A 20730-nucleotide genomic window follows, 5' to 3' on the forward strand; every position below is an offset into this window, starting at 1 on the left:
GGGGGCGGGGGTCAATCGCGGTCGCTGGCGTCGTCGCCGCGACCGCTGACGGCCTTCAGCGCGCCCAGGGCGCGGGCGCGGGCTTCGTCATGGTCGACGATCGGGCGGGGATAGTCGTGGCCCAGGCGCACGCCGGCGTCGCGCAGGATGTCCTGCGGCGCGGTCCAGGGCGCGCGCAGCCATTTGTCGGGCAGGCGCGCCAGCTCCGGGACCCAGCGGCGCACATAGCCGCCGCGGGCGTCGAACTTCTGGCTCTGGGCGACCGGATTGAAGATGCGGAACCAGGGCGAGGCGTCGGCGCCCGACCCCGCGATCCACTGCCAATTCTGGACGTTGTTGCCCAGGTCGGCGTCGACCAGCGTGTCCCAGAACCAGGCCTCGCCCTCGCGCCAGTCGATCAGCAGATGCTTGACCAGAAAGGAGGCGACCACCATCCGCACCCGATTGTGCATCCATCCGGTCGTCCAGAGCTGGCGCATGCCCGCATCCACCAGCGGATAGCCGGTTCGGCCGCGTTTCCACGCCTCGAGCGCGGCCGGCGCGTGACGCCAGGGCATGGCGTCGTACTCGGGCCGAAAGGCGCGCTCGGTCATGTAGGGGAAGTGGCGCAGCAGGTGGGCCGAGAATTCGCGCCAGCCCAGCTCGGCGATGAACTTTTCGGCCTCGGCCGCGGGAACGTGGCCGTCGAGGGCGGCGTCCCTCGCCTGGGTCACGGCCCGCCAGGGGCTGATTTCCCCCCAGTGCAGATGGGGAGAGAGGCGACTGGTCCCCGGCCGGTCGGGATGATCGCGACCTTCGGCGTATGATTTCAGTCCCTTGGACAGGAAATCCGTCAACATGTCTAAGGCGCCGGCCTCGCCGGGCGACCAGTCGAAGCCTTCGGACCAGTCCGGCTTCGTCGGATGCAGTCCCCAGTCGTCCAGGGCTTCGCTGGCCGCCTTCGGCGTTTCGATGCGGCGCGGCCCCAGGATGTGGCCCGGCGGCTCGGCCTGGGCCAGCAGCGCCTTCAGGAACGGCGTGAACACCTTGTAGGGCTGGCCTGCGCCGTTCAGCACCCCGCCGGGACGGCAAAGCAAGGCGCCGTTGAAGCCGTGACAGTCCACGCCGTCCGCCTTCAGCGCATGGGCGATGTCGGCGTCCTTGTCGAAGGCGTCGGGCTCGAACAGCCGGTTCATGAACACGGCGTCGGCGCCGGTCTCGCGGATCAGCTGCTGCAGTTCGCCCAGCGAATCGCCGCGACGGAACACCAGATGGCCGCCCCGGTCGCGCAGGGCGCCGTCCAGCGCGCGCAGCGACTTGTCCAGCCACCAGCGCGAGGCCGCGCCGGTCGGCCGTCCGTGGCCCTCGTCCAGAATGAACACCGGCAGGATCGGCCGGCCCGTCTCGGCCGCATGGTTCAGCGCGGGATTGTCCTGCAGCCGAAGGTCGCGGCGGAACCAGAGGATGACGGGCTTTGTGGCCACGCGGGCGAACTCCGTGATAACTTGCGTTCAACCTGAATGAGCGCCACCTGTTGGCCTCATGGACGCGGCAGGAACCGCGCCCCGAACACAACGCAAGAGAACCGCCGTGAGCCGACCCAACGCCGTCATTACGTTGTCCGAAGGTCTTCGGACGCCTGTCGTCATCGGCGGCGGCGCCCGGATCGCCTTCATCGCCGGTCCCTGCCAGATGGAAAGCCGCCAGCACGCGCTGGAGACGGCCCATGCGCTGAAGGAGATCGGCGCGCGGCTGAACGTCGGGATCATCTACAAGACCAGCTTCGACAAGGCGAACCGGACCAGCGCCAGCGCCGCGCGCGGCATCGGCCTGAAGGACGCCATGCCGATCTTCGCCGAAATCCGCGAGACCGTCGGCCTGCCGACCCTGACCGACGTCCATTCCGAGGCCCAGTGCGGGCCGGTCGGAGAAGTGGTCGACGTGCTGCAGATCCCCGCCTTCCTCAGCCGCCAGACCGACCTGCTGCTGGCCGCCGCCGCGACCGGCAAGGCCATCAACATCAAGAAGGGCCAGTTCTTAGCGCCCTGGGACATGAAGAACGTCATCGCCAAGGTGGTCGGCGCGGGCAATCCGAACGTGATGGCCTGCGAACGGGGCGCCAGCTTCGGCTACAACACCCTGGTCAGCGACATGCGCGCCCTGCCGGTGCTGCGCGAGATCGGCTGCCCGGTCGTGTTCGACGCCACCCACAGCGTCCAGCAGCCAGGCGGGCAGGGCACGTCCTCGGGCGGCCAGCGCGAGTTCGTGCCGGTGCTCGCGCGCGCCGCCGTCTCGGTCGGCGTCGACGCGGTGTTCATGGAAACCCACCCCGACCCGGACCACGCCCCGTCGGACGGCCCCAACATGGTGCCGCTGGACCAGTTCGAGGCGCTGGCGGCCCAGTTGATCGCCTTCGACGACCTGGCCATCAAGACCGGCGCCAAGGGGCCGGTGGCGCTGGCGGCCTGAATCCTCTAGGCCGGGCGGCATGTCCGATACGCTTGATCTGGGCGCCCTGCAGACGCTGCTGGAGCGCGTGCGCGACCTGAAGGCGGCCTGCGTCGGCGACCTGATGCTGGACCGCTACGTCTATGGCGAGGTCAGCCGCATCTCGCCCGAGGCGCCCATCCCGGTGCTGCGGACCCGTCGCACCACGGCCATGCCCGGCGGGGTCGGCAATGTGGCGCGCAACGTGGCTGCCCTGGGCGGCCTGGCGCGCCTGGGCGCGGTCGCCGGCGACGATGCGGCCGGACAGGAGTTGCGCGACCTCATCGCGGCCGAGGATCGCGTGGCCGACTTCGTGGCGCGCCCGGCGGGCGCGAGCACCATCGTCAAGACCCGTTTCATCGCCGCCGGCCAGCAGCTGTTGAGGCTGGACGAAGAGGAAGCAGGCGTCGAAATCGAGGATTCCGACGCCTTTGCAGAGGCTTCGGTCATTCTTCTGTCGGATTACGCCAAGGGCGTGGTCAGCGACGGCCTGATCGCCGCCGCCCTGAAGACCGCGCGCCAGACGGGCGCGCCGGTGATCGTGGACCCCAAGGGCCGCGACTTCGCCCGCTATGGCGGCGTGGACGTCATCAAGCCCAACGCCTCGGAACTGACAGGCGCCACCGGCCTGCCGGTCGAGACCGACGCCGAGGTCGAGGCGGCGCTGGCGGCCCTGTTGGACCAGACGACCGCCAAGGCCGTGGTCGTGACGCGCGCGGCCAAGGGCATGAGCCTGATGCGGCGGGGCGGACCCGTGCGGCATTTCCCGGGCCGCGCGCGGGAGGTGTTCGACGTGTCCGGCGCGGGCGACACCGTCCTGGCCTCGCTGGGTCTGGCGCTGGGCGCGGGCGCGGCGCTGGAAACGGCGGTTCAGTTCGCGATCCTGGCCTCTGGCGTGGTGGTCGGAAAGGCCGGCACCGCCGTGGTCACCCCGGCGGAATTGATCGAGGCGGAACTGAGCCAGCACGCCGTCGCGGCCCAGGCCAAGGTCACGCCGCTGGACGAACTGGCCGCCGAGGTCGAGGCCTGGCGCCGGCAGGGGCTGAAGGTCGGCTTCACCAACGGCTGTTTCGACATCCTGCACCGGGGCCACGTCGCCTATCTGGCCCAGGCGCGCGGATGGTGCGACCGGCTGGTCGTGGCGCTGAACACCGACGCCTCGGTCAGGCGGCTGAAGGGCGAGGGGCGCCCCGTCAACGACCTGGACAGCCGCGCCGTCGTCATCGGCGGCCTGGCCAGCGTCGACCGCGTCACCAGCTTCGACGATCCGACCCCCATCGCCCTGATCGAACGGCTGCGGCCCGACGTGCTGATCAAGGGCTCGGACTACACCCGCGAGGGGGTGGTGGGCGGCGACCTGGTCGAAAGCTGGGGCGGCGTGGTCCGCCTGGCGGATTTCAAGGACGGGTTTTCCACCACCCGCACCATCGAGAAGATGACCGGGAGCGCCCAATGACGCCAAGAATGATCGTGGTGACGGGCGGCGCCGGCTTCATCGGCTCCAACATCGTGGCGCGGCTGACGGCCGAGACCGCCTATGACGTGGTCGTGTGCGACCGGCTGGAGACCGCCGATCTGGCCAAATGGCGCAATCTGGCCAAGCACGCCGTGGCCGACCTGTGGGCGCCGGAAGCGCTGTTCGAACAGCTGGAACGGCACGCCGCGCGCGTCGAGGCCGTGGTGCACATGGGCGCCATATCGTCCACCACCGAGCCGGACGCAGACCTGATCCTGAAGACCAACTTCACCCTGTCGCGCGACCTGTGGGACTGGTGCGCAATGCGGGGCGTGCGGATGATCTACGCCTCCTCGGCGGCGACCTACGGCGACGGCGAAGCGGGCTTCAACGACGATGACGATGCGGAGTCCCTGTCTCAACTTCGCCCGTTAAACGCCTATGGTTATTCGAAACTTTTGTTCGACCAATACGCCGTCCGCCAGGCGGACCGGGACCGGGCGCCGCCGCAGTGGGCGGGGCTGAAGTTCTTCAACGTCTATGGCCCCAACGAAGGCCACAAGGGCGGGATGAAGTCGGTAGTGGCGCAGATCTGGCCCAAGGTGGCGGCGGGCGAGACCGTCAGCCTGTTCCGGTCTCACAATCCAGCCTATCCGGACGGCGGCCAGTTGCGGGATTTCGTCTATGTCGACGACGTGGTCGACATCGTGGACTGGCTGCTGCGATCGCCAGAGGTGTCGGGCGTGTTCAACGCCGGCTCGGGCCAGGCGCGATCGTTCGCCGACCTGGCGCGGGCGACCTTCGCGGCGGCGGGCAGGGAACCGGCCATCGACTACGTCGACATGCCCGAGGTCATTCGCGACCGGTACCAGTATTTCACCCAGGCCCGCATGGACCGGGTGCGCGCGGCGGGCTTCGGCGGTCAGTCGACGCCCCTGGAAGAGGGGGTCCGGCGCTATGTCCAGGACTTCCTGTCCAAGCCGGACCCTTATCGCTGATGAAGGCGCGGCTGACGTTTCGGCAATGGATCGGCCTGGCGGGCGTCGCGATCATCCTGACCCTGACGGCGGCCGTGGCGGTGTGGCGCGGCGACATATTGAGGGCCGGACTGGACCCGCAGGTGCCGTTCCAGACCTATGAGCCGCCGCCCGCGCCGGACTATTCCCAGCCGTCCGCCTGGGCCCTGCTGGATGCGCGGGCCGAGGGCGCCGGACCGGCGGCGGTCTTCTTCGTCCATTCCACCACCTTCGACGGCGGCCGCGACTGGAACGCGCCAATCGGCGACCGCGGGGCCGACGCCTATTTGCGGCGGGTGGTCCTGCCCAACTACGCCGCGCCATTCGCTCGCGCCGGATCGGTCAGCGCGCCGCGCTATCGCCAGGCCAGCCTCTACACCCGCCTGACCCTGCGCGACGACGCGCGCGAGGCCCGCGCCTTCGCCTACGCCGACGTGGCGGCGGCCTTCGACGCCTGGCTGAAACGCCATCCCGAGGGCCCCATCGTCCTGGCCGGGGTGGAGCAGGGCGCGGACCTTCTGGACCGGCTGGTGCGCGAGAAGGTCGCGCCGGATCCCGCGCTTCGCGCGCGGCTTGTCGCGGCCTATCTGATGGACGCCATCGTGGCCGCCGACGGCCTGTCCCCCTCCACGCCGGCCTGCGCCACACGGCGCCAGACCCGTTGCGTGGTCGCCTGGTCCGAAGTCGGCGAGAACGACGACGGCGCCGCGCATCGGCGCCTTCGCCGCGCGCTGGTCTGGGACGAGAGGGGGCGTCTGGTCGAGTTGAACGGCCGCGCCGCGCTTTGCGTGAACCCGATCACCGGCTCGACGGGCCAGGAGCCGGCGCCCGCCCGGATGCATCGCGGCGCAACCAACGCCACAGGCCTGGAATGGGGCGCGCGCCCGGCGCTGATCGCCCGCGAGGTCTCGGCCCAATGCCGCGAAGGCCTGCTGCGTCACAGCCGCCCGGACCTGGAATCCTTCCGCGAGCAGGGCAGTTGGGCCGACCGCAGGAAGGCGCGCCCCTACAATCTGTTCTACGGCGATCTCGAGGCCGACGTCGCGGCGCGTCTCGACGCCTACGCCCAACATCGGGGCGGCGCATAATCGGCGAACGGCGTCCGGTTTCTATGGCGCCGCTCGCGTGCAGCGGGTAGATTCGACCTCCATGAGGAGGATCGGATGGACGTGACCACAATCTTCGCCGGCGTCGTGCTGCTGCTGGCGATCGCCCTTCTGTTCAGCGTGATCAAGATCGTGCCCCAGGGCCGCGAGTTCACGATCGAGCGCTTCGGCAAATACACCAAGACCCTGACGCCGGGCATCGGCTTCCTGACGCCCTTCATCGAGCGCGTCGGCCGGCGCATGAACATGATGGAGCAGGTGCTGGACGTGCCGACCCAGGAGGTCATCACCAAGGACAACGCCATGGTGAAGGTCGACGGCATCGTCTTCATCCAGGTGATGGACGCCGCCAAGGCGGCCTATCGCGTCGACGATCTGCCCTACGCCATCGCGCAGCTGTGCATGACCAACCTGCGCACCGTGGTCGGCTCCATGGAGCTGGATGAGGTGCTGAGCCAGCGCGACAGCATCAACACGCGTCTGCTGCACGTCATCGACGCCGCGACCGAGCCGTGGGGCGTCAAGGTCAACCGCATCGAGATCAAGGACCTGACGCCGCCGACCGACATCACCAACGCCATGGCCCGCCAGATGAAGGCCGAGCGCGAGCGGCGCGCGGTGATCACCGAGGCCGACGGCGAGAAGCAGGCCGCCATCGCCCGCGCCGAGGGCGCCAAGCAGTCGGCCATTCTGGAGGCCGAGGGCCGCAAGGAAGCCGCCTTCCGCGACGCCGAGGCCCGCGAGCGCGAGGCCGAGGCCGAGGCGCGCGCCACCGCCATGGTGTCCGAGGCCATCGCCCGCGGCGACGTCAACGCCATCAACTATTTCGTGGCGCAGAAGTACGTCGAGGCCTTCGCCGAATTGGCCCGCAGTCCGCAGCAGCGCACCGTCATCGTGCCGGCCGAGATGGGCGCCCTGGTCGGCACCATCGCCGGCCTGGGCGAGATGGTGGGTCTGGCCAAGGATCAGCAGCGCGAACCGGCCCGCGCGCTTTCGCCGTCCGGCGCGCCGCGCCCGCCGCGCCGTCCCGCCGGCGGCGCCGTGCCGCCGACCGCCTGAGGGGGCTGACCGATGGATGCGCTCGTCGATCTCTATGTCGCCCAGCCGTTCTGGATCTGGCTGGCCATAGGGGTGCTGCTGCTGGCCGTCGAGGCCATGCTGTCGACCGAATGGCTGCTGTGGCCGGCCGTCTCGGCGGGAATCGTGGCGGTGCTGACCGCCGTCGGCTTCCGACCCGGCCTGGCGGCCGAGGTAGCGATCTTCGCCCTGCTGACGGTGATCGCCACCGTGCTGTCTCGACGCCTGGTCAGCAAGGCCAATCCCGCCGGGCCCGACGTCAACGACCGCGACAGCCGCCTGGTCGGCCAGCGCGCGCGGGTGGTGGAAGCCTTCGTCGGCGGCCGCGGCCGGGTCTTCGTCTCGGGCGCCGAATGGTCCGCCGAGATCGAGGGCGAGGCGCCGCCCGCCGGCCAGGACGTGGTCGTCGACCAGGTCAGCGGCTCGCTGCTGAAGGTCAGGGCCCAAACCTGACTCGAGGCGGCCTGTCGCCATCCGTCCTGGCCCGCGCCGTCCTGACGCGCGCGAGCCGGACGCAACCGGCGCCGTTCGGCCGCGTTGGGCGGACATGACCGCCCCGCCGCCCGCCGCCCGTTCGCCCGCCCAGGACGGCCTGCCGGTCCCGCGCCGGTATTGGGCCATCGTGTCCATCGGCCTGGGCATCACCCTGGCGGTGCTGGACGGCGCCATCGCCAATGTGGCCCTGCCATCCATCGCCCACGACCTGCAAGCGTCGGAGGCGGCGTCGATCTGGGTGGTCAACGCCTATCAGATCGCCATCGTGGTCTCTCTTCTGCCGCTGGCTTCGCTGGGCGAGATCGTCGGCTATCGCCGGGTTTCGCAGGCGGGACTGGCGGTCTTCACCGTGGCGTCCATCGGCTGCGTCATGGCCGATTCCATCGCCAGCCTGAGCCTGGCGCGGGTGATCCAGGGCTTCGGCGCGGCCGGCATCATGAGCGTGAACGGCGCCCTGGTGCGCTTCACCTATCCGCAGCGGATGCTGGGCCGGGCGGTGGGGATCAACGCGGTGATCGTGTCGCTGGCGGCGGCGGCCGGCCCGACCATCGCCGGGGCCATCCTGTCGGTGGGACACTGGCGCTGGCTGTTCGCCTTGAACATTCCGATCGGCCTGCTGGCGGTATCGATGGCGGGGTTCACCCTGCCGCACAATCCGCTGCAGAAGCGGCGACTGAACTGGACCGGCGCGGCGCTGAACGCGGCGGCCTTCGGTCTGGTCATCACCGGCATGCAGGCCCTGGCGCACGGAGAGGCGTCGGCGCTGGGGTTCGGTCTGGTGGGCGCGGGCCTGGCCGCGGGCGTCCTTCTGGTCCGGCGCGAGCGGACCCGGGCTGCGCCTCTGATCCCGCTGGACCTCTTGGCCCGGCCGATGTTCGCCCTGTCGGTGGCGACCTCGGTCATCTCCTTCACCGCCCAGATGATGGCCTTCGTCGCCCTGCCGTTCTTCCTCCAGGGATCGCTGGGCCTCAGCGCGGTCGAGACCGGCCTGCTGATGACGCCCTGGCCGCTGGCCACCATGGTCGCGGCGCCGCTGGCCGGCTGGTTGTCGGATCGCTATTCGGCCGGCGTGCTGGGCGCGATCGGCCTGAGCCTGTTCGCCTGCGGCCTGATGGCGCTGAGCTTCCTTGAGGCCGATTCTTCCAGCTTCGACGTGATCTGGCGCATGGCGGTGTGCGGGGCCGGCTTCGGCTTCTTCCAGTCGCCGAACAACCGCGCCATGCTGTCCGAGGCGCCGCGCGAGCGGGCCGGGGCCGCCGGCGGCAGCCTGGGCACGGCCCGGGTGCTGGGCCAGTCGATGGGCGCGGTCGTGGTGGCCTTCCTGCTGGCGGCGGCGCCGCAGACGGGCGTGCGCCACGGCTTCCAGATCGCCGCCGTCGCGGCCCTGTTCGGCGCGGTCATGAGCGGATCGCGCATCCGCCGCCAAGCCGCCGAGCCGGACAAGGAGGTGGAGGCGGTCTAGCGGCCCCTCAGCTCCGCAACGCCGCGATTCGCCAGCTGGTCCGCCCGCTCGTTCAGTTCATGGCCGGCGTGGCCCTTGACCCACCGCCACTTGACGTCGTGGCGCGCCCGGGCGGCGTCCAGCCGCTGCCACAGGTCGGCGTTCTTGACCGGCTTCTTGTCGGCGGTGATCCAGCCGCGCGCCTTCCAGCCGCGCATCCATTCGGTGATGCCCTGCATGACGTATTTGCTGTCGGTGTGCAGTTCGACCTTGCAGGGCCGCTTCAGCGCTTCCAGCGCCATGATGGCGGCCATCAACTCCATGCGGTTGTTGGTGGTGTTCGCCTCGCCGCCCCACAACTCCTTCTCGTGGCCCCCGCCGGCTTGAAGGACCGCGCCCCAGCCCCCAGGGCCGGGATTGCCCTTGCAGGCGCCGTCGGTGTGGATGATGACGTGATCGGAGGGACTCATGGTCGCGCAGACCTACAGCGTCCCTTGGCGCGGGGCCATCACTGGGCCTATATGCAGGTCGAAGAATAGTGGACGGGACCGATGATCGGTCCCCGCGAGGAGAATACGCCATGGGCTCCATGAGCATCTGGCACTGGGCCATCGTCATCGTCGTCATCGCCCTGCTGTTCGGCGGCCGCGGCAAGCTGTCCAGCATCATGGGCGACGCCGCCAAGGGCATCCGCGCCTTCAAGGACGGCCTGTCGGACGACGGCAAGAAGGACGGCCCGCACGACGGCGTCAGCTCGCTGCCGCGCACCGACGCCGAAAAGGAAGAGATCAAGCGCTGATCGTCGTCTGCAAGGGCTGACGCATGGGCGGGCTTGGCCCCGGTATCGGGGGATTCGAAATTGTCGTGATCGGTCTGGTGGCCCTGCTTGTCGTGGGGCCAAAGGACCTGCCTGTGCTGATGCGTCGCGTCGGCCAGATGGTCGCCAAGGCGCGCGCCATGGCCAACGAGTTCCGCTCCAGCTTCGACGAGATGGCGCGCCAGTCCGAACTGGACGACCTGCGCAAGGAGGTCGAGGCGCTGCGGACGGGGCAGGGGATGTATCCGCTGGGCCCGGAGGCGCAGAACGCCTTCAAGGACATCAACAGTGAACTGACCAAGCCGCTGGAGGCGCCGCCGACGTCCAGCGTCCCGGAGATGACGCCGGCCGCCGATGAATGGCCGGATGCGACGGCGCCCGACCCCGCAGCCGAGCAGGCTGAACCGGCGCCCCCGGCCGTCGTCAAGCCGAAGCCCAGACGCGCCGCGGCCAAGCCGGCCGCCGCGAAGACGCCCGCCGCCAAGCCCAAGGCGGCGCCGAAATCGGCGAAGGTCCCTTCGGCTGCGGCCAAGGCCGCTCCCGCCAGGAAGACCCCGCGCAAGAAGGCCGCCGAGCTGTGACCGACCGCGACGAGGCCGAGATCGAAGCGTCGCGCGCGCCGCTGATGGACCACCTGATCGAGCTCAGGAACCGGCTGCTGGTGTGCGTGATCGCCTTCGCCGCCGGCTTCATCCTGTGTTTCGCCTTTTCGGAACCGATCTATCTGTTCCTGGTCAAGCCGTTCGCGGCGGCCCAGGCCTTCTACGCCTCGGTCGGGCCGCACGGCCATGTGTCGCCCGTCGATCTGATCCTGGGCACGGCGGGGCTGAAGGCGCTGCCCCACGTCGACGGCCAGACGGTGAACCTGATCTACACGGCGCCGCTGGAAATCCTGTTCACCAAGATGAAGCTGGCCGGGTTCGGCGCGGTCTTCGTGGCGTTCCCGATCCTGGCCTGGCAGCTGTATCGATTCGTCGCGCCGGGTCTGTATCGCAACGAACGCGGCGCCTTCGCCCCGTTTCTGATCGCCGCGCCGCTGCTGTTCCTGCTGGGGGCGGCGCTGGTCTATTTCGTCATGCTGCCGTTCGTGATGTGGTTCTCGCTGAGCCAGCAGATCGTCGGCGACGGCATCCAGGCCAATCTGCTGCCCAAGGTGTCGGATTATCTCAGCCTGGTCACGGCGCTGCTGCTGGCGTTCGGCCTGTGCTTCCAGCTGCCGGTCGTGATGACACTGCTGGGCCTGGCGGGGCTGATCAACTCCAAGCTGATGTCGGCCGGCCGGCGTTACGCCATTGTCGCCGTGGTGGTCGTGGCTGCAGTGGTCACGCCGCCCGATCCGATCAGCCAGCTGATGCTGGCGGTGCCCCTGGTCATCCTCTACGAAATCTCGATCTGGTGCGTGCGCATCATCGAGATGCGCCGCGACAAGGCCGACGCGCTGGAGGCCGAGGCGGCCTGACGCGCTTCGTCGCAGGCGGCAACGAACCGGGCGCGGCGCCCGTTGAACCGCCGATGCATCGACGTACGCTTCTCGCCGCCGGCCTGACCCTTCCCTTCATGCACGGCTGCAGCCAGGCGGCCGACGTCTTGCCGTCGCCCGCGCCCACACAGGGCCTGAACGCCGCCCTGATGGACCGCGTCGCCGTCCGTGCGGAGGCGCTGCCCAGGCTGCACGCGATGATCGTCGCCCGCGACGGCCAACGGCTGTTCGAACGGGTCTGGCGCGGCCCGTCGCTGGAGACCCCGGTCAACGTCAAGTCCGCCTCCAAGTCGGTGATCGCCGCCCTGGGGGGCGTCGCGATCGGCCAGGGCGTGTTCCAAGGCGTCGAGCAGCCGATCTCCGCCTTCCTGGCCGACCGCTTTCCCGCCACGCCGGACCCGCGCCTGGCGGAGGTCACCATAGGCGACCTGCTGTCGATGCAGGCGGGCCTGGGCTCCACCTCCGGGGCCGACTACGGCGCCTGGGTCTCCAGCCGCGACTGGGTCCGATACGCCCTGGCGCAGCCGTTCGAGGCGGAGCCGGGCGGGCGCATGGTCTATTCCACCGGCACGTCCCACCTGACCTCGGCCTGCCTGACGCGCGCCTCGGGCCGCTCGACGCTGGCGTTGGCGCGCGACTGGCTGGGCGAGCCCTTGGGCGTCGACATACCGTCCTGGCCGACGGACCCGCAGGGGATCTATTTCGGCGGCAACGACATGCGCCTGTCGCCGATGGCGCTGCTGACCTTCGGCGAACTGTACCGCAACGACGGACTGCATCAGGGCCGCCGCATCCTGCCGGAGGGCTGGGTCGAGGCGTCGTGGCGGGGCAGGGGGACGTCGCGCTGGAGCGGCGATCCCTATGGCTATGGCTGGTGGATTCGCCGGTCCGGTCGCCACGAGGTCTTCTTCGCCTGGGGCTATGGCGGACAGATGGTCTTCGTCGTGCCGGACCTGCGGCTGACGGTCGTGATGACGTCCGATCCCGCGCCGGTCCAGAGCCGCGACGGCCACGTCGACGCCCTGCACGCCCTGCTGGACCAGGGCGTCATCCCCGCGGCGGAGCAGGGCGCCGCCGTCGCCTGACACGACAAAGGCGCCGGACGGTCCCGCCCGGCGCCTTCGCGTTCAGCCCGCTGTCGATCAGCAGCTGTAGTACATGTCGAACTCGACGGGGTGGGGATGCAGCTGCAGGCGCATCACCTCCTCCATCTTCAGCTCGATGTAGGCGTCGATGAAGTCGTCATCCATCACGCCGCCCTTCTTGAGGAAGGCGCGGTCCTTGTCGAGGTTCTCCAGCGCCTCGCGCAGCGAGCCGCAGACCTCGGGGATGGAGCCGCGCTCTTCCGGCGGCAGGTCGTACAGGTTCTTGTCGGCCGGTGCGCCCGGATCGATGCGGTTCTCGATGCCGTCCAGGCCCGCCATCAGCAGCGCCACGAAGGTCAGGTAGGGGTTGCCCATCGGATCGGGGAAGCGGGCTTCCAGACGCTTGGCCTTAGGCGACGAGACGTGCGGGATGCGGATCGAGGCCGAACGGTTGCGGGCCGAATAGGCCAACTTCACCGGCGCCTCATATCCCGGCACCAGGCGCTTGTAGCTGTTGGTCGTCGAGTTGGAGAAGGCGTTGATGGCCTTGGCGTGCTTGATGATGCCGCCGATGTACCACAGGCATTCCTGCGACAGGCCGGCGTACTTGTCGCCGGCGAACATGGGCTTGCCGTCCTTCCAGATCGACTGGTGCACGTGCATGCCCGAGCCGTTGTCGGCGAACATCGGCTTGGCCATGAAGGTCGCCGACTTGCCGTAGGCGGCGGCGACGTTGTGGATCACGTACTTGTAGAGCTGCAGGCGGTCGGCCATCGTCAGCAGGTCCGAGAACTTCAGGCCCAGTTCGTGCTGCGCCGGGGCGACCTCGTGGTGGTGCTTCTCGGGCTGCAGGCCCAGGTCGCGCATCACGCCCAGCATCTCGCCACGCAGGTCCTGGCCGCTGTCGACCGGATTGACGGGGAAGTAACCGCCCTTGGGCCCCGGGCGGTGACCCATGTTGCCCTCGGTGTATTCGGCGCCGGTGTTGGCCGGCAGCTCCGTCGAATCGTAGGCGTAGCCGGTGTCGTGCGGCTGGGTCGACCAGCGCACGTCGTCGAAGATGAAGAACTCGGCTTCCGGGCCGAAATAGACCGCGTCGCCCACGCCCGAGGACTGGACATAGGCCAGGGCCTTCTTCGCCATCGAGCGGCTGTCGCGGTTATAGGGCTCGCCCGTGTCCGGGTTCAGCACGTCGCAGAACAGGAACATCGTCGTCTGCTGGTAGAACGGGTCGATGTAGGCGGTCGTCAGGTCCGGCTTCAGCAGCATGTCGGACTCGTTGATGGCCTTCCAGCCGGCGATCGACGACCCGTCGAACATGGTGCCTTCGTTCAGGAACTCTTCGTCGACCAGGTCGACGTCGAAGGTGACGTGCTGCAGCTTGCCGCGCGTATCGGTGAAGCGGACGTCGACATACTGGACGTCCTTTTCCTTGATCTCCTTGAGGATCTTGCTGGCGCTCATTCTCGGAAGTCCTGTTCTTCTGGTCGTTGGGGAGGACCGGATCGCGACCCGACGGGCCGGAGCCGGGGAGGGGTACGCGAACTCAGACCGCCTGGGCGCCGGTTTCGCCGGTGCGAATGCGGATCACGTCGGCCACGTCGGAGACGAAGATCTTGCCGTCGCCGATCTTGCCCGTGCGGGCCGAGGTCTGAATGGCTTCGACCACGGCGGGCGCCAGGTCGTCGGCGACAACCACCTCGATCTTGATCTTGGGCAGGAAGTCGATGACGTATTCGGCGCCGCGATAAAGCTCGGAGTGACCCTTCTGGCGGCCATATCCCTTGGCCTCCAGCACCGTCATGCCTTGAACGCCCACGTCCTGGAGCGCCTCTTTGACGTCATCCAGCTTGAAGGGCTTGATGATGGCTTCGATCTTCTTCATGGCGACCCCTGAGCGGCGCGCGAAATGCGACCCCGCTCGGGCGGGAATGGGACACGGCAAGGCGGGCGAACGCAAGCGCTTTTTCTCGGAAATTTCACGTATAATCGGCAGGCGAAGATGCAAACCAACGACCCCGCGATCTGGCGCAAAAATCTTCCCTGGCCGGACAGGAACACGCACAAGCATACGCGCGGGCGGCTGGGCGTGGTGTCGGGGCGCGCCCACCAGACGGGCGCGGCGCGGCTGGCGGCGCGCGCGGGCCTGCGGATGGGGGCGGGCCTGGTGCGCCTCTTCTGTCCGCCCGAGGCCGCCTCGGTCATCGCCCCGGCGGTCGAGGCGATCATGCTGACGCCGTTCTCCAACGCCGACGCCCTGGCGCGCGAGACCGAGGCGATGGACGCCCTGGTGATCGGTCCGGCGGCCGGCCTGGACGAGATGACGGTCGCCAACATCAGCGCGGTGTCCCAGGGCGGCGCGGCGCTGGTGATCGACGCCGACGGCCTCAGCGTGTTCAAGGGCCGCAGCGGCGATTTGTTCGCCGTGCTGGACCGGGACGACGTCCTGACGCCGCACGAGGGCGAGTTCGAACGCCTGTTTCCGGGCCTCATGGACCAGGGTCGGGAAAAGGCCGCGCTGGAAGCGTCGCGGCGCGCCCAGGCGGTGGTCGTGCTCAAGGGATTTGAAACCGTCATCGCCGCGCCCGACGGCCGCTGCGCCGTCAATCCGAACGGGTCGCCGTGGCTGGCGACCGCCGGCTCCGGCGACGTGCTGTCCGGCATGATCGGCGGCCTGCTGGCCCAGCGCATGGACAGCTTCGACGCAGCCTGCGCCGCCACCTGGATCCACGCCCAGGCCGCCAGCGCGTTCGGGCCCGGCATGATCTCCGAAGACCTCCCAGAAATGCTTCCTAGGGTTCTGATGTCGTTGTGGAAACCCGATTGACGGCGGGCCTTCGCGCTGACGTCGCCGCCCCGATCCTCGTGATTTTATTTCGCATAATATATCTTAGGCGATAGTTGCTTGGGCCATTCTAGGCCGCTACAAACTTCAGCGCCGCGCCGTTGTTGCAGTAGCGCAGCCCCGTCGGTCGCGGGCCGTCGTTGAAGACGTGGCCCTGGTGCCCCAGGCAGCGGGCGCAGTGGTATTCGGTGCGCGGAACGCCGATGGCCAGGTCGCGCTTGCGGCCGATGTTGGCGGCGATGACCGTATAGAAGCTGGGCCAGCCGGTGCGAGAGTCGAACTTCCAGCCCGAGCGGAACAGCGGCAGGTCGCAGCCCTTGCAGACGAAGGTCCCGCGACGGTGCTCGTCATTGAGCGGGCTGCTGTAGGGCCGCTCGGTCGCCTCGTGGCGCAGCACGCGCCAGGCGTCGTCGCCCAGCCGGCGGCGCCAGTCGGCGTCGGTGACGCGGCGGTACGGCGAGTTGGCGTACTGGGCCTCGCCCGCGTCGGCCGCCTGGGGCGAACAGGCCGAAAGGGCGAGCGCCGCGGCGCCGGTCAGCAGGCCGCGGCGATGAAGGGGGGCGATCGGTTCCATGCCCTCCTTACGACGGCGACGCCCGATCGGTTTCAGGCGGCGATCAGATCAGCCCCTGCCCCTCGTCCAGCCCCAGCATGATGTTGAGGTTCTGGACCGCCGCGCCCGAGGCGCCCTTGCCCAGATTGTCCAGCAGGGCGACCAGGCGCGCCTGCTCGCCTGCCCGGTCGCCGAACACGTGCAGGCGCAGGCGGTTGGTGCCGTTCAGCCCTTCGGGCTCCAGGCCGGTCATGGCCTCGGTGTCCTCCAGGTCCGCGACCTCGACGAACCGCTGGCCGTCGTAGGCCTCGACCAGGGCGCCGTGCAGCCGCTCGATGGAGGGCGTCTCCGGCAAGGCGCCGAGGTGCAGCGGAACCTCGACCAGCATCCCCTGGCGATAGTTCCCGACGGCGGGCGTGAACAGGACCGGGCGAGACAGGCCGGCGTGCCGGGTCATTTCCGGCACGTGCTTGTGCTTCAGCGACAGGCCGTAGGCGCGGTAGGCGGTCAATGCGCCCTCCCCTTCGAACTCGGCGATCATGGCCTTGCCGCCGCCGGAATAGCCGCTGACGGCGTTGACGCTGACGGGCCAGTCGGCGGGGACCAGGCCGGCCCTGACCAGAGGGCGAACCAGGCCGATGAAGCCGGTCGGATAGCAGCCGGGATTGGAGACGAAACGCGCGTCGGCGATCATCTCGCGCTGGCCGGGGTCCATCTCGGGGAAACCGTAGGCCCAGCCGGGCGCCACCCGATAGGCGGTCGAGGCGTCGATCACCTTGACCGCGGGGTTCTCGATCATGGCCACGGCCTCGCGCGCCGCGTCGTCGGGCAGGCACAGGATCACGGCGTCGGCGCCGTTCAGGGCCTCGCGCCGCGCTGCGGGATCGCGCCGCCGGTCGCCCAGCAGGATCAGCTCTAGGTCCGGGCGCGCCTCCAGCCGCTCGCGGATCTCCAGCCCCGTGGTGCCGGCCTCGCCGTCGATGAAGAGGGTGTGAGTCATGTGACGCTCTCCTGGACCGCGGGTCTTGAACCCGCCGCTTGCGGACCTGAAGGTCCGCGCTCCTCCAAAGAAAAAGGCGCTCCAGGTTTCCCCGAAGCGCCCCTTCGTAACCGACTGGCGGTCGCCAGTTAGCGCTTCGAGAACTGGAAGCTGCGGCGGGCCTTGGCGCGGCCGTACTTCTTGCGCTCGACGACGCGGCTGTCGCGGGTCAGGAAGCCGTGCGGCTTCAGGACCTTGCGCAGTTCCGGCTCATAGTGCGTCAGGGCGTGCGACAGGCCGTGGCGGATGGCGCCGGCCTGGCCCGACAGGCCCGAACCCTCGACGGTGCAGACGACGTCGTACTGGGTGGCGCGCTCGGAGACGGTCAGCGGCTGGGCCACCATCATCTGCAGCACCGGACGGGCGAAATAGGCGCCGACGTCCTTGCCGTTGACGGTGATCTTGCCCGACCCCGGCTTCACCCAAACGCGGGCGATGGCGTTCTTGCGCTTGCCGGTCGAATAGGCGCGGCCCTGGGCGTCCAGCTTCTGGACGTGGACGGGGGCTTCCGATTCAGCCGAGGCGGTCAGGCCTTTCAGGGCGTCGAAGCCGGTGGCGGCCTCGGTGTTGGTCACGTCGGTCATGCTCAGACGCTCCGGGTGTTCTTGGGGGACGCCGACTTGAAGTCGATCGTTTCCGGTTGCTGCGCTTCGTGGTCGTGCTGGCTGCCTGCGAACAGACGCAGGTGCGTCATCTGCTTGCGGGCCAGCGGGCTTTCCTTGGGCAGCATCCGCTCGACGGCCTTTTCCAGCACGCGCTCGGGGAAACGGCCTCCCAGCACCTTGGCCGGGGTGGTTTCCTTGACGCCGCCCGGGTGGCCGGTGTGGCGATAATAGACCTTGTCGGTGTTCTTCTTGCCGGTGAACACCACCTTGTCGACGTTGGTGACGACGACGTAGTCGCCGCAATCGACGTGCGGGGTGTAGTCGCCGCGGTGCTTGCCGCGCAGACGGTTGGCGATGAAGGTCGCGAGGCGGCCCACCACGACGCCTTCGGCGTCGATGTGGATCCACTTCTTCTCGACCTCGGCCGGCTTCAGCGAAGCCGTGGTGCTCTTCAGCATGAGGTTGTTCCTGGAGACGAAAATCGGGTCCGGCTCCCGAAGGAACCGAAGGAAGGCGGGCTGATACAGGAGGCGGCGGGGCGCGTCAATGTCGCCTTGAGCGCCGAAATCCGGTCAAGCGGCTGATTTAACGTAGCTTTCTGTAAACGGTATTAAAATACCTCAGCCGCGCGGGCCCCTCGCCGTTACGAAATAACACCCGTCGTCATCAAACCATGACCTTTATGCGCCATCGGAGGGCCTCCCCTGCCCGCCGGAGCCGACCATGCGCCTTCATCGCCGCCGCGCCCTGACTTCCGCCGCCGCCCTGGCCTTCGCCGGACTGGCGCGCCATGCGGTCGCCGCCGAGCCGGAGACCTACGTCAACGAGGTCGCCGGCTACGGCCCCCTGCTGCGCGATCCGAACCGCCTGCTCGACCTGCCCGAGGGCTTTTCCTACCAGGTCGTGGCCCAGAGCGGCGACCGGATGGACGACGGCCTGTTCGCGCCGGGCCAGCCGGACGGCATGGCCTGCTTCCCCCTGGACGGATCGCGCGTGGCCCTGGTGCTCAACCACGAACTGAAGGGCTCCAGCGCCCTGCACCGCAACCTGGGGCCGGGCGGCCTGCACCAGGAGGAGATCGGCCGGCTGGACGCGGCGCGGGCCTTTGACACCTACAAGGACGGCCGCCCCCTGCCCGGCGGCTGCTCCACCATCGTCTATGACCTGGAGACGCGGCGAAAGGTCAGCCAGCGCCTGACCCTGGCGGGGACCTCGACAAACTGTTGCGGAGGCCCCACGCCGTGGGGCAGTTGGCTGTCGTGCGAGGAGACGCTGGAGACGCCCGGCGACGCCGACGTGACCAAGGCGCACGGCTGGGTGTTCGAGGTTCCCGCCGACGCGACCGGGCCGGTCGATCCCGTTCCGCTGAAGGCGATGGGCCGGTTCGATCACGAGGCGGTCTGCATCGATCCGCGCACCGGCGTCGTCTATCTGACCGAGGACGACAACGCCGGCCTGTTCTATCGCTTCATCCCCGACACGCCCGGCCAGCTGGCGCGGGGCGGAAAGCTCCAGGCGATGGCGTGGAAGGGCGCGCCCTCGGCCGACACCCGCAATCAGGACGACCGCGCCTGGGCCGTCGGCGACTGGCGCGAGGTCGCGTGGATCGACCTGGAGGACGTGGAGTCGCCGAACGGCGACCTGGCGGCCCGGGGCCATGCGGCGGGCGCGGCCCTGGTGGCGCGCGGCGAAGGCGTCTGGTGGGGCGACGATGAAATGTACTTCACCGCCACCTCCGGCGGGCCGATCCGGCGGGGGCAGATCCTGCGCCTGGTGCCCGGCATGGACGGCGCCGCCGACCGGCTTCAGCTGTTCGTGGAAAGCACGGACGAAAGGACCCTGAACATGGGCGACAACATCACCGTCGCGCCCTGGGGCCATCTGGTGGTGTGCGAGGACAACTATTCCGACACGGTCCGCAACCACCTGAAAGGCGTCACGCCGGACGGCCGGGTCTATACGATCGCGCGCAACGTCTTCACCGGCAACGCCGAGTTCGCCGGCGCCTGCTTCTCGCCGGACGGACAGGTGCTGTTCGTCAACATCATGTACCCGGGCATGACCCTGGCGATCAGAGGCCCATGGACCTCGGTCCGGACATGAACAGCCGGGGCTGAGCCCTCAGCACGACCCACAGATTGGCCGTGGCCAGCGCCAGCACGATCGCCGCGCCCGCCTGGTGCAGCACGCCCAGCCACAGGGGCACGGCGTGCATCAGGGTGACGATCCCCAGCACGGCCTGCAGCCAGACGGCCCCCGCCAGGGTGAAGGCCGCGAAGCCCATGCCCTCGGCCACCCGCCAGCGCCAGGCCTGAAAGGCGTAGAGGCTGGCGCCGATCAGCAGGCCATAGGCGACCAGCCGGTGATTGAACTGCGTCAGCGCCTGGTCATGCAGGAAGGCGCCCGCCCCCGCGCTCCAGTCCGCCGGCGGCAGCACGGCCCCGTTCATCAGCGGCCAGTCGGTATAGACCAGCCCCGCCTTGCCGCCCGCCACCAGCGCCCCCAGCAGGCATTGCAGGAAGACCGCGCCCAGCAGGACCGCCGCGCCCCGCGCCCAGCCGGCCGGCGGACGTCCGTGGTCCTCGCCGTTCCAGGCCTCCAGCCCGGTCCAGATCAGGGCCGAGAACAGGATAAAGGCCAGGCCCAGATGGACGGCCAGCCGCTCGGGCGCGACGCTGACCCGCTCCGACAGGCCGCTGGACACCATCCACCAGCCGATCAGCCCCTGCAGCCCGCCCAACGCCAGCAGCATCACGCAGCGCCAGACGAGGCGATCCGGCAGGGCGTGGCGATGCAGCCTGGACAGCGGCGGCGCGGCGCGCAACGCCAGGAAGACGACCAGCGGCAGGAAGAAGACCAGGCCGATCAGCCGCCCCAGCAAACGGTGCGACCATTCCCAGAAGAAGATGAACTTGAACTCGTCCAGCGTCATGCCGGCGTTGACCTGGGCGTACTGCGGAATCTGGCGGTACTTGTCGAACGCATCCATCCAGTCCGCCTGGTTCAGCGGCGGTATGGCGCCCATGATGGGCTTCCATTCCGTGATCGACAGGCCCGAACCCGTCAGGCGCGTGATTCCGCCCACCACCACCATCAGAAAGACCAGGGCCGCAGTGGCGAACAGCCACACGGCCACGGCGCGATTGCGGTCTGGATTTCCGAAACGGCTCATTCGACGCTCGACGCTGACACGGATATGCTGCCGTTTCGACGGTGATCGAAAGCGACCGGTGCGGTATGCCCCCCTCG

Annotated in this window: 22 protein-coding genes; 13 read left to right on the plus strand and 9 right to left on the minus strand. The window is 69.2% G+C overall.

The features are described 5' to 3' along the window. Window positions 1-11: 11 nt before the first annotated feature. Window positions 12-1463: a cryptochrome/photolyase family protein gene (locus M8231_RS07255; protein WP_249750576.1), complete on the minus strand. Its 1452-nt coding sequence runs from the start codon at window positions 1461-1463 to the stop codon at window positions 12-14. Window positions 1464-1521: 58 nt separating this feature from the next. Between M8231_RS07255 and kdsA the strand changes: the two genes are divergently transcribed. The 7 genes from kdsA to M8231_RS07290 all read left to right on the plus strand — a co-directional run bounded on the left by kdsA (window position 1522) and on the right by M8231_RS07290 (window position 9078). Beyond that, window positions 1522-2448, plus strand: coding sequence for a 3-deoxy-8-phosphooctulonate synthase (gene kdsA, locus M8231_RS07260; protein ID WP_430641169.1), 927 nt, complete (start codon window positions 1522-1524; stop codon window positions 2446-2448). 19 nt (window positions 2449-2467) lie between these two features. Then, window positions 2468-3922, plus strand: coding sequence for a D-glycero-beta-D-manno-heptose 1-phosphate adenylyltransferase (gene rfaE2, locus M8231_RS07265; protein ID WP_250202519.1), 1455 nt, complete (start codon window positions 2468-2470; stop codon window positions 3920-3922). Next, window positions 3919-4920: an ADP-glyceromanno-heptose 6-epimerase gene (gene rfaD / locus M8231_RS07270; RefSeq protein WP_250202520.1), complete on the plus strand. Its 1002-nt coding sequence runs from the start codon at window positions 3919-3921 to the stop codon at window positions 4918-4920. Before rfaE2 ends, rfaD begins: the two co-directional genes overlap by 4 nt. Beyond that, window positions 4920-6026, plus strand: coding sequence for a DUF3089 domain-containing protein (locus tag M8231_RS07275; RefSeq protein ID WP_250202521.1), 1107 nt, complete (start codon window positions 4920-4922; stop codon window positions 6024-6026). The genes rfaD and M8231_RS07275 overlap by 1 nt, the downstream gene beginning before the upstream one ends. 75 nt (window positions 6027-6101) lie before the next feature. Then, complete coding sequence (locus tag M8231_RS07280) at window positions 6102-7103, plus strand: SPFH domain-containing protein (protein ID WP_249750574.1); 1002 nt, start codon at window positions 6102-6104, stop codon at window positions 7101-7103. A 12-nt stretch (window positions 7104-7115) separates the two neighbouring features. Beyond that, window positions 7116-7574 carry an NfeD family protein gene (locus tag M8231_RS07285; protein ID WP_249750573.1) on the plus strand — a complete coding sequence of 153 codons (459 nt, stop codon included), beginning with the start codon at window positions 7116-7118 and terminating at the stop codon, window positions 7572-7574. A 94-nt stretch (window positions 7575-7668) separates the two neighbouring features. Then, window positions 7669-9078, plus strand: a complete 1410-nt coding sequence (locus M8231_RS07290; RefSeq protein WP_249750572.1) for an MFS transporter — start codon at window positions 7669-7671, stop codon at window positions 9076-9078. Here the strand turns inward: M8231_RS07290 and rnhA are convergent. Then, window positions 9075-9527, minus strand: a complete 453-nt coding sequence (gene rnhA, locus M8231_RS07295) for a ribonuclease HI (protein ID WP_249750571.1) — start codon at window positions 9525-9527, stop codon at window positions 9075-9077. The genes M8231_RS07290 and rnhA overlap by 4 nt on opposite strands. A gap of 110 nt (window positions 9528-9637) precedes the next feature. Between rnhA and M8231_RS07300 the strand changes: the two genes are divergently transcribed. From M8231_RS07300 to M8231_RS07315, 4 genes are all read left to right on the plus strand, one after another. Then, entirely contained in the window at window positions 9638-9856 is a 219-nt protein-coding gene (locus tag M8231_RS07300) for a twin-arginine translocase TatA/TatE family subunit (protein ID WP_249750570.1), read from the plus strand. A gap of 65 nt (window positions 9857-9921) precedes the next feature. Then, complete coding sequence (gene tatB / locus M8231_RS07305; RefSeq protein ID WP_348521890.1) at window positions 9922-10455, plus strand: Sec-independent protein translocase protein TatB; 534 nt, start codon at window positions 9922-9924, stop codon at window positions 10453-10455. A 44-nt stretch (window positions 10456-10499) separates the two neighbouring features. Continuing rightward, window positions 10500-11333: a twin-arginine translocase subunit TatC gene (gene tatC, locus M8231_RS07310; RefSeq protein ID WP_249751992.1), complete on the plus strand. Its 834-nt coding sequence runs from the start codon at window positions 10500-10502 to the stop codon at window positions 11331-11333. A 53-nt stretch (window positions 11334-11386) separates the two neighbouring features. Beyond that, on the plus strand, window positions 11387-12439 hold the full coding sequence (locus tag M8231_RS07315; RefSeq protein ID WP_249750568.1) for a serine hydrolase domain-containing protein: 1053 nt from the start codon (window positions 11387-11389) through the stop codon (window positions 12437-12439). A gap of 57 nt (window positions 12440-12496) precedes the next feature. Here M8231_RS07315 and glnA read toward each other — a convergent pair whose 3' ends face one another. Both glnA and M8231_RS07325 read right to left on the minus strand, forming a co-directional pair. Then, entirely contained in the window at window positions 12497-13903 is a 1407-nt protein-coding gene (gene glnA / locus M8231_RS07320) for a type I glutamate--ammonia ligase (RefSeq protein ID WP_249750567.1), read from the minus strand. A gap of 82 nt (window positions 13904-13985) precedes the next feature. Then, entirely contained in the window at window positions 13986-14324 is a 339-nt protein-coding gene (locus M8231_RS07325; protein WP_054765773.1) for a P-II family nitrogen regulator, read from the minus strand. A 117-nt stretch (window positions 14325-14441) separates the two neighbouring features. Here M8231_RS07325 and M8231_RS07330 point away from each other — a divergent pair, with 117 nt between their 5' ends. After that, window positions 14442-15266, plus strand: a complete 825-nt coding sequence (locus tag M8231_RS07330) for an NAD(P)H-hydrate dehydratase (RefSeq protein WP_250202522.1) — start codon at window positions 14442-14444, stop codon at window positions 15264-15266. An 88-nt stretch (window positions 15267-15354) separates the two neighbouring features. Here the strand turns inward: M8231_RS07330 and msrB are convergent, their stop codons facing one another. The 4 genes from msrB to rplM all read right to left on the minus strand — a co-directional run bounded on the left by msrB (window position 15355) and on the right by rplM (window position 17936). Then, window positions 15355-15858, minus strand: a complete 504-nt coding sequence (msrB, locus tag M8231_RS07335) for a peptide-methionine (R)-S-oxide reductase MsrB (protein ID WP_250202523.1) — start codon at window positions 15856-15858, stop codon at window positions 15355-15357. 43 nt (window positions 15859-15901) lie between these two features. Continuing rightward, complete coding sequence (argC, locus tag M8231_RS07340; RefSeq protein WP_249750565.1) at window positions 15902-16837, minus strand: N-acetyl-gamma-glutamyl-phosphate reductase; 936 nt, start codon at window positions 16835-16837, stop codon at window positions 15902-15904. A gap of 128 nt (window positions 16838-16965) precedes the next feature. Then, window positions 16966-17460, minus strand: coding sequence for a 30S ribosomal protein S9 (gene rpsI / locus M8231_RS07345; protein ID WP_249750564.1), 495 nt, complete (start codon window positions 17458-17460; stop codon window positions 16966-16968). Between the two features lie 2 nt (window positions 17461-17462). After that, window positions 17463-17936, minus strand: coding sequence for a 50S ribosomal protein L13 (gene rplM, locus M8231_RS07350; RefSeq protein WP_249751991.1), 474 nt, complete (start codon window positions 17934-17936; stop codon window positions 17463-17465). 268 nt (window positions 17937-18204) lie between these two features. Here rplM and M8231_RS07355 point away from each other — a divergent pair, with 268 nt between their 5' ends. Continuing rightward, window positions 18205-19584: an alkaline phosphatase PhoX gene (locus tag M8231_RS07355; RefSeq protein WP_250202524.1), complete on the plus strand. Its 1380-nt coding sequence runs from the start codon at window positions 18205-18207 to the stop codon at window positions 19582-19584. On the opposite strand, the gene M8231_RS07360 is transcribed toward M8231_RS07355, so the two are convergent. Then, window positions 19553-20653, minus strand: coding sequence for a COX15/CtaA family protein (locus M8231_RS07360; protein ID WP_250202525.1), 1101 nt, complete (start codon window positions 20651-20653; stop codon window positions 19553-19555). The two genes, M8231_RS07355 and M8231_RS07360, sit on opposite strands and share 32 nt — an antisense overlap. Window positions 20654-20730 lie beyond the last annotated feature (77 nt).

Origin of the sequence: Brevundimonas albigilva (assembly GCF_023573565.1) — a bacterium.
In the GTDB taxonomy this organism is placed as follows: domain Bacteria; phylum Pseudomonadota; class Alphaproteobacteria; order Caulobacterales; family Caulobacteraceae; genus Brevundimonas; species Brevundimonas albigilva.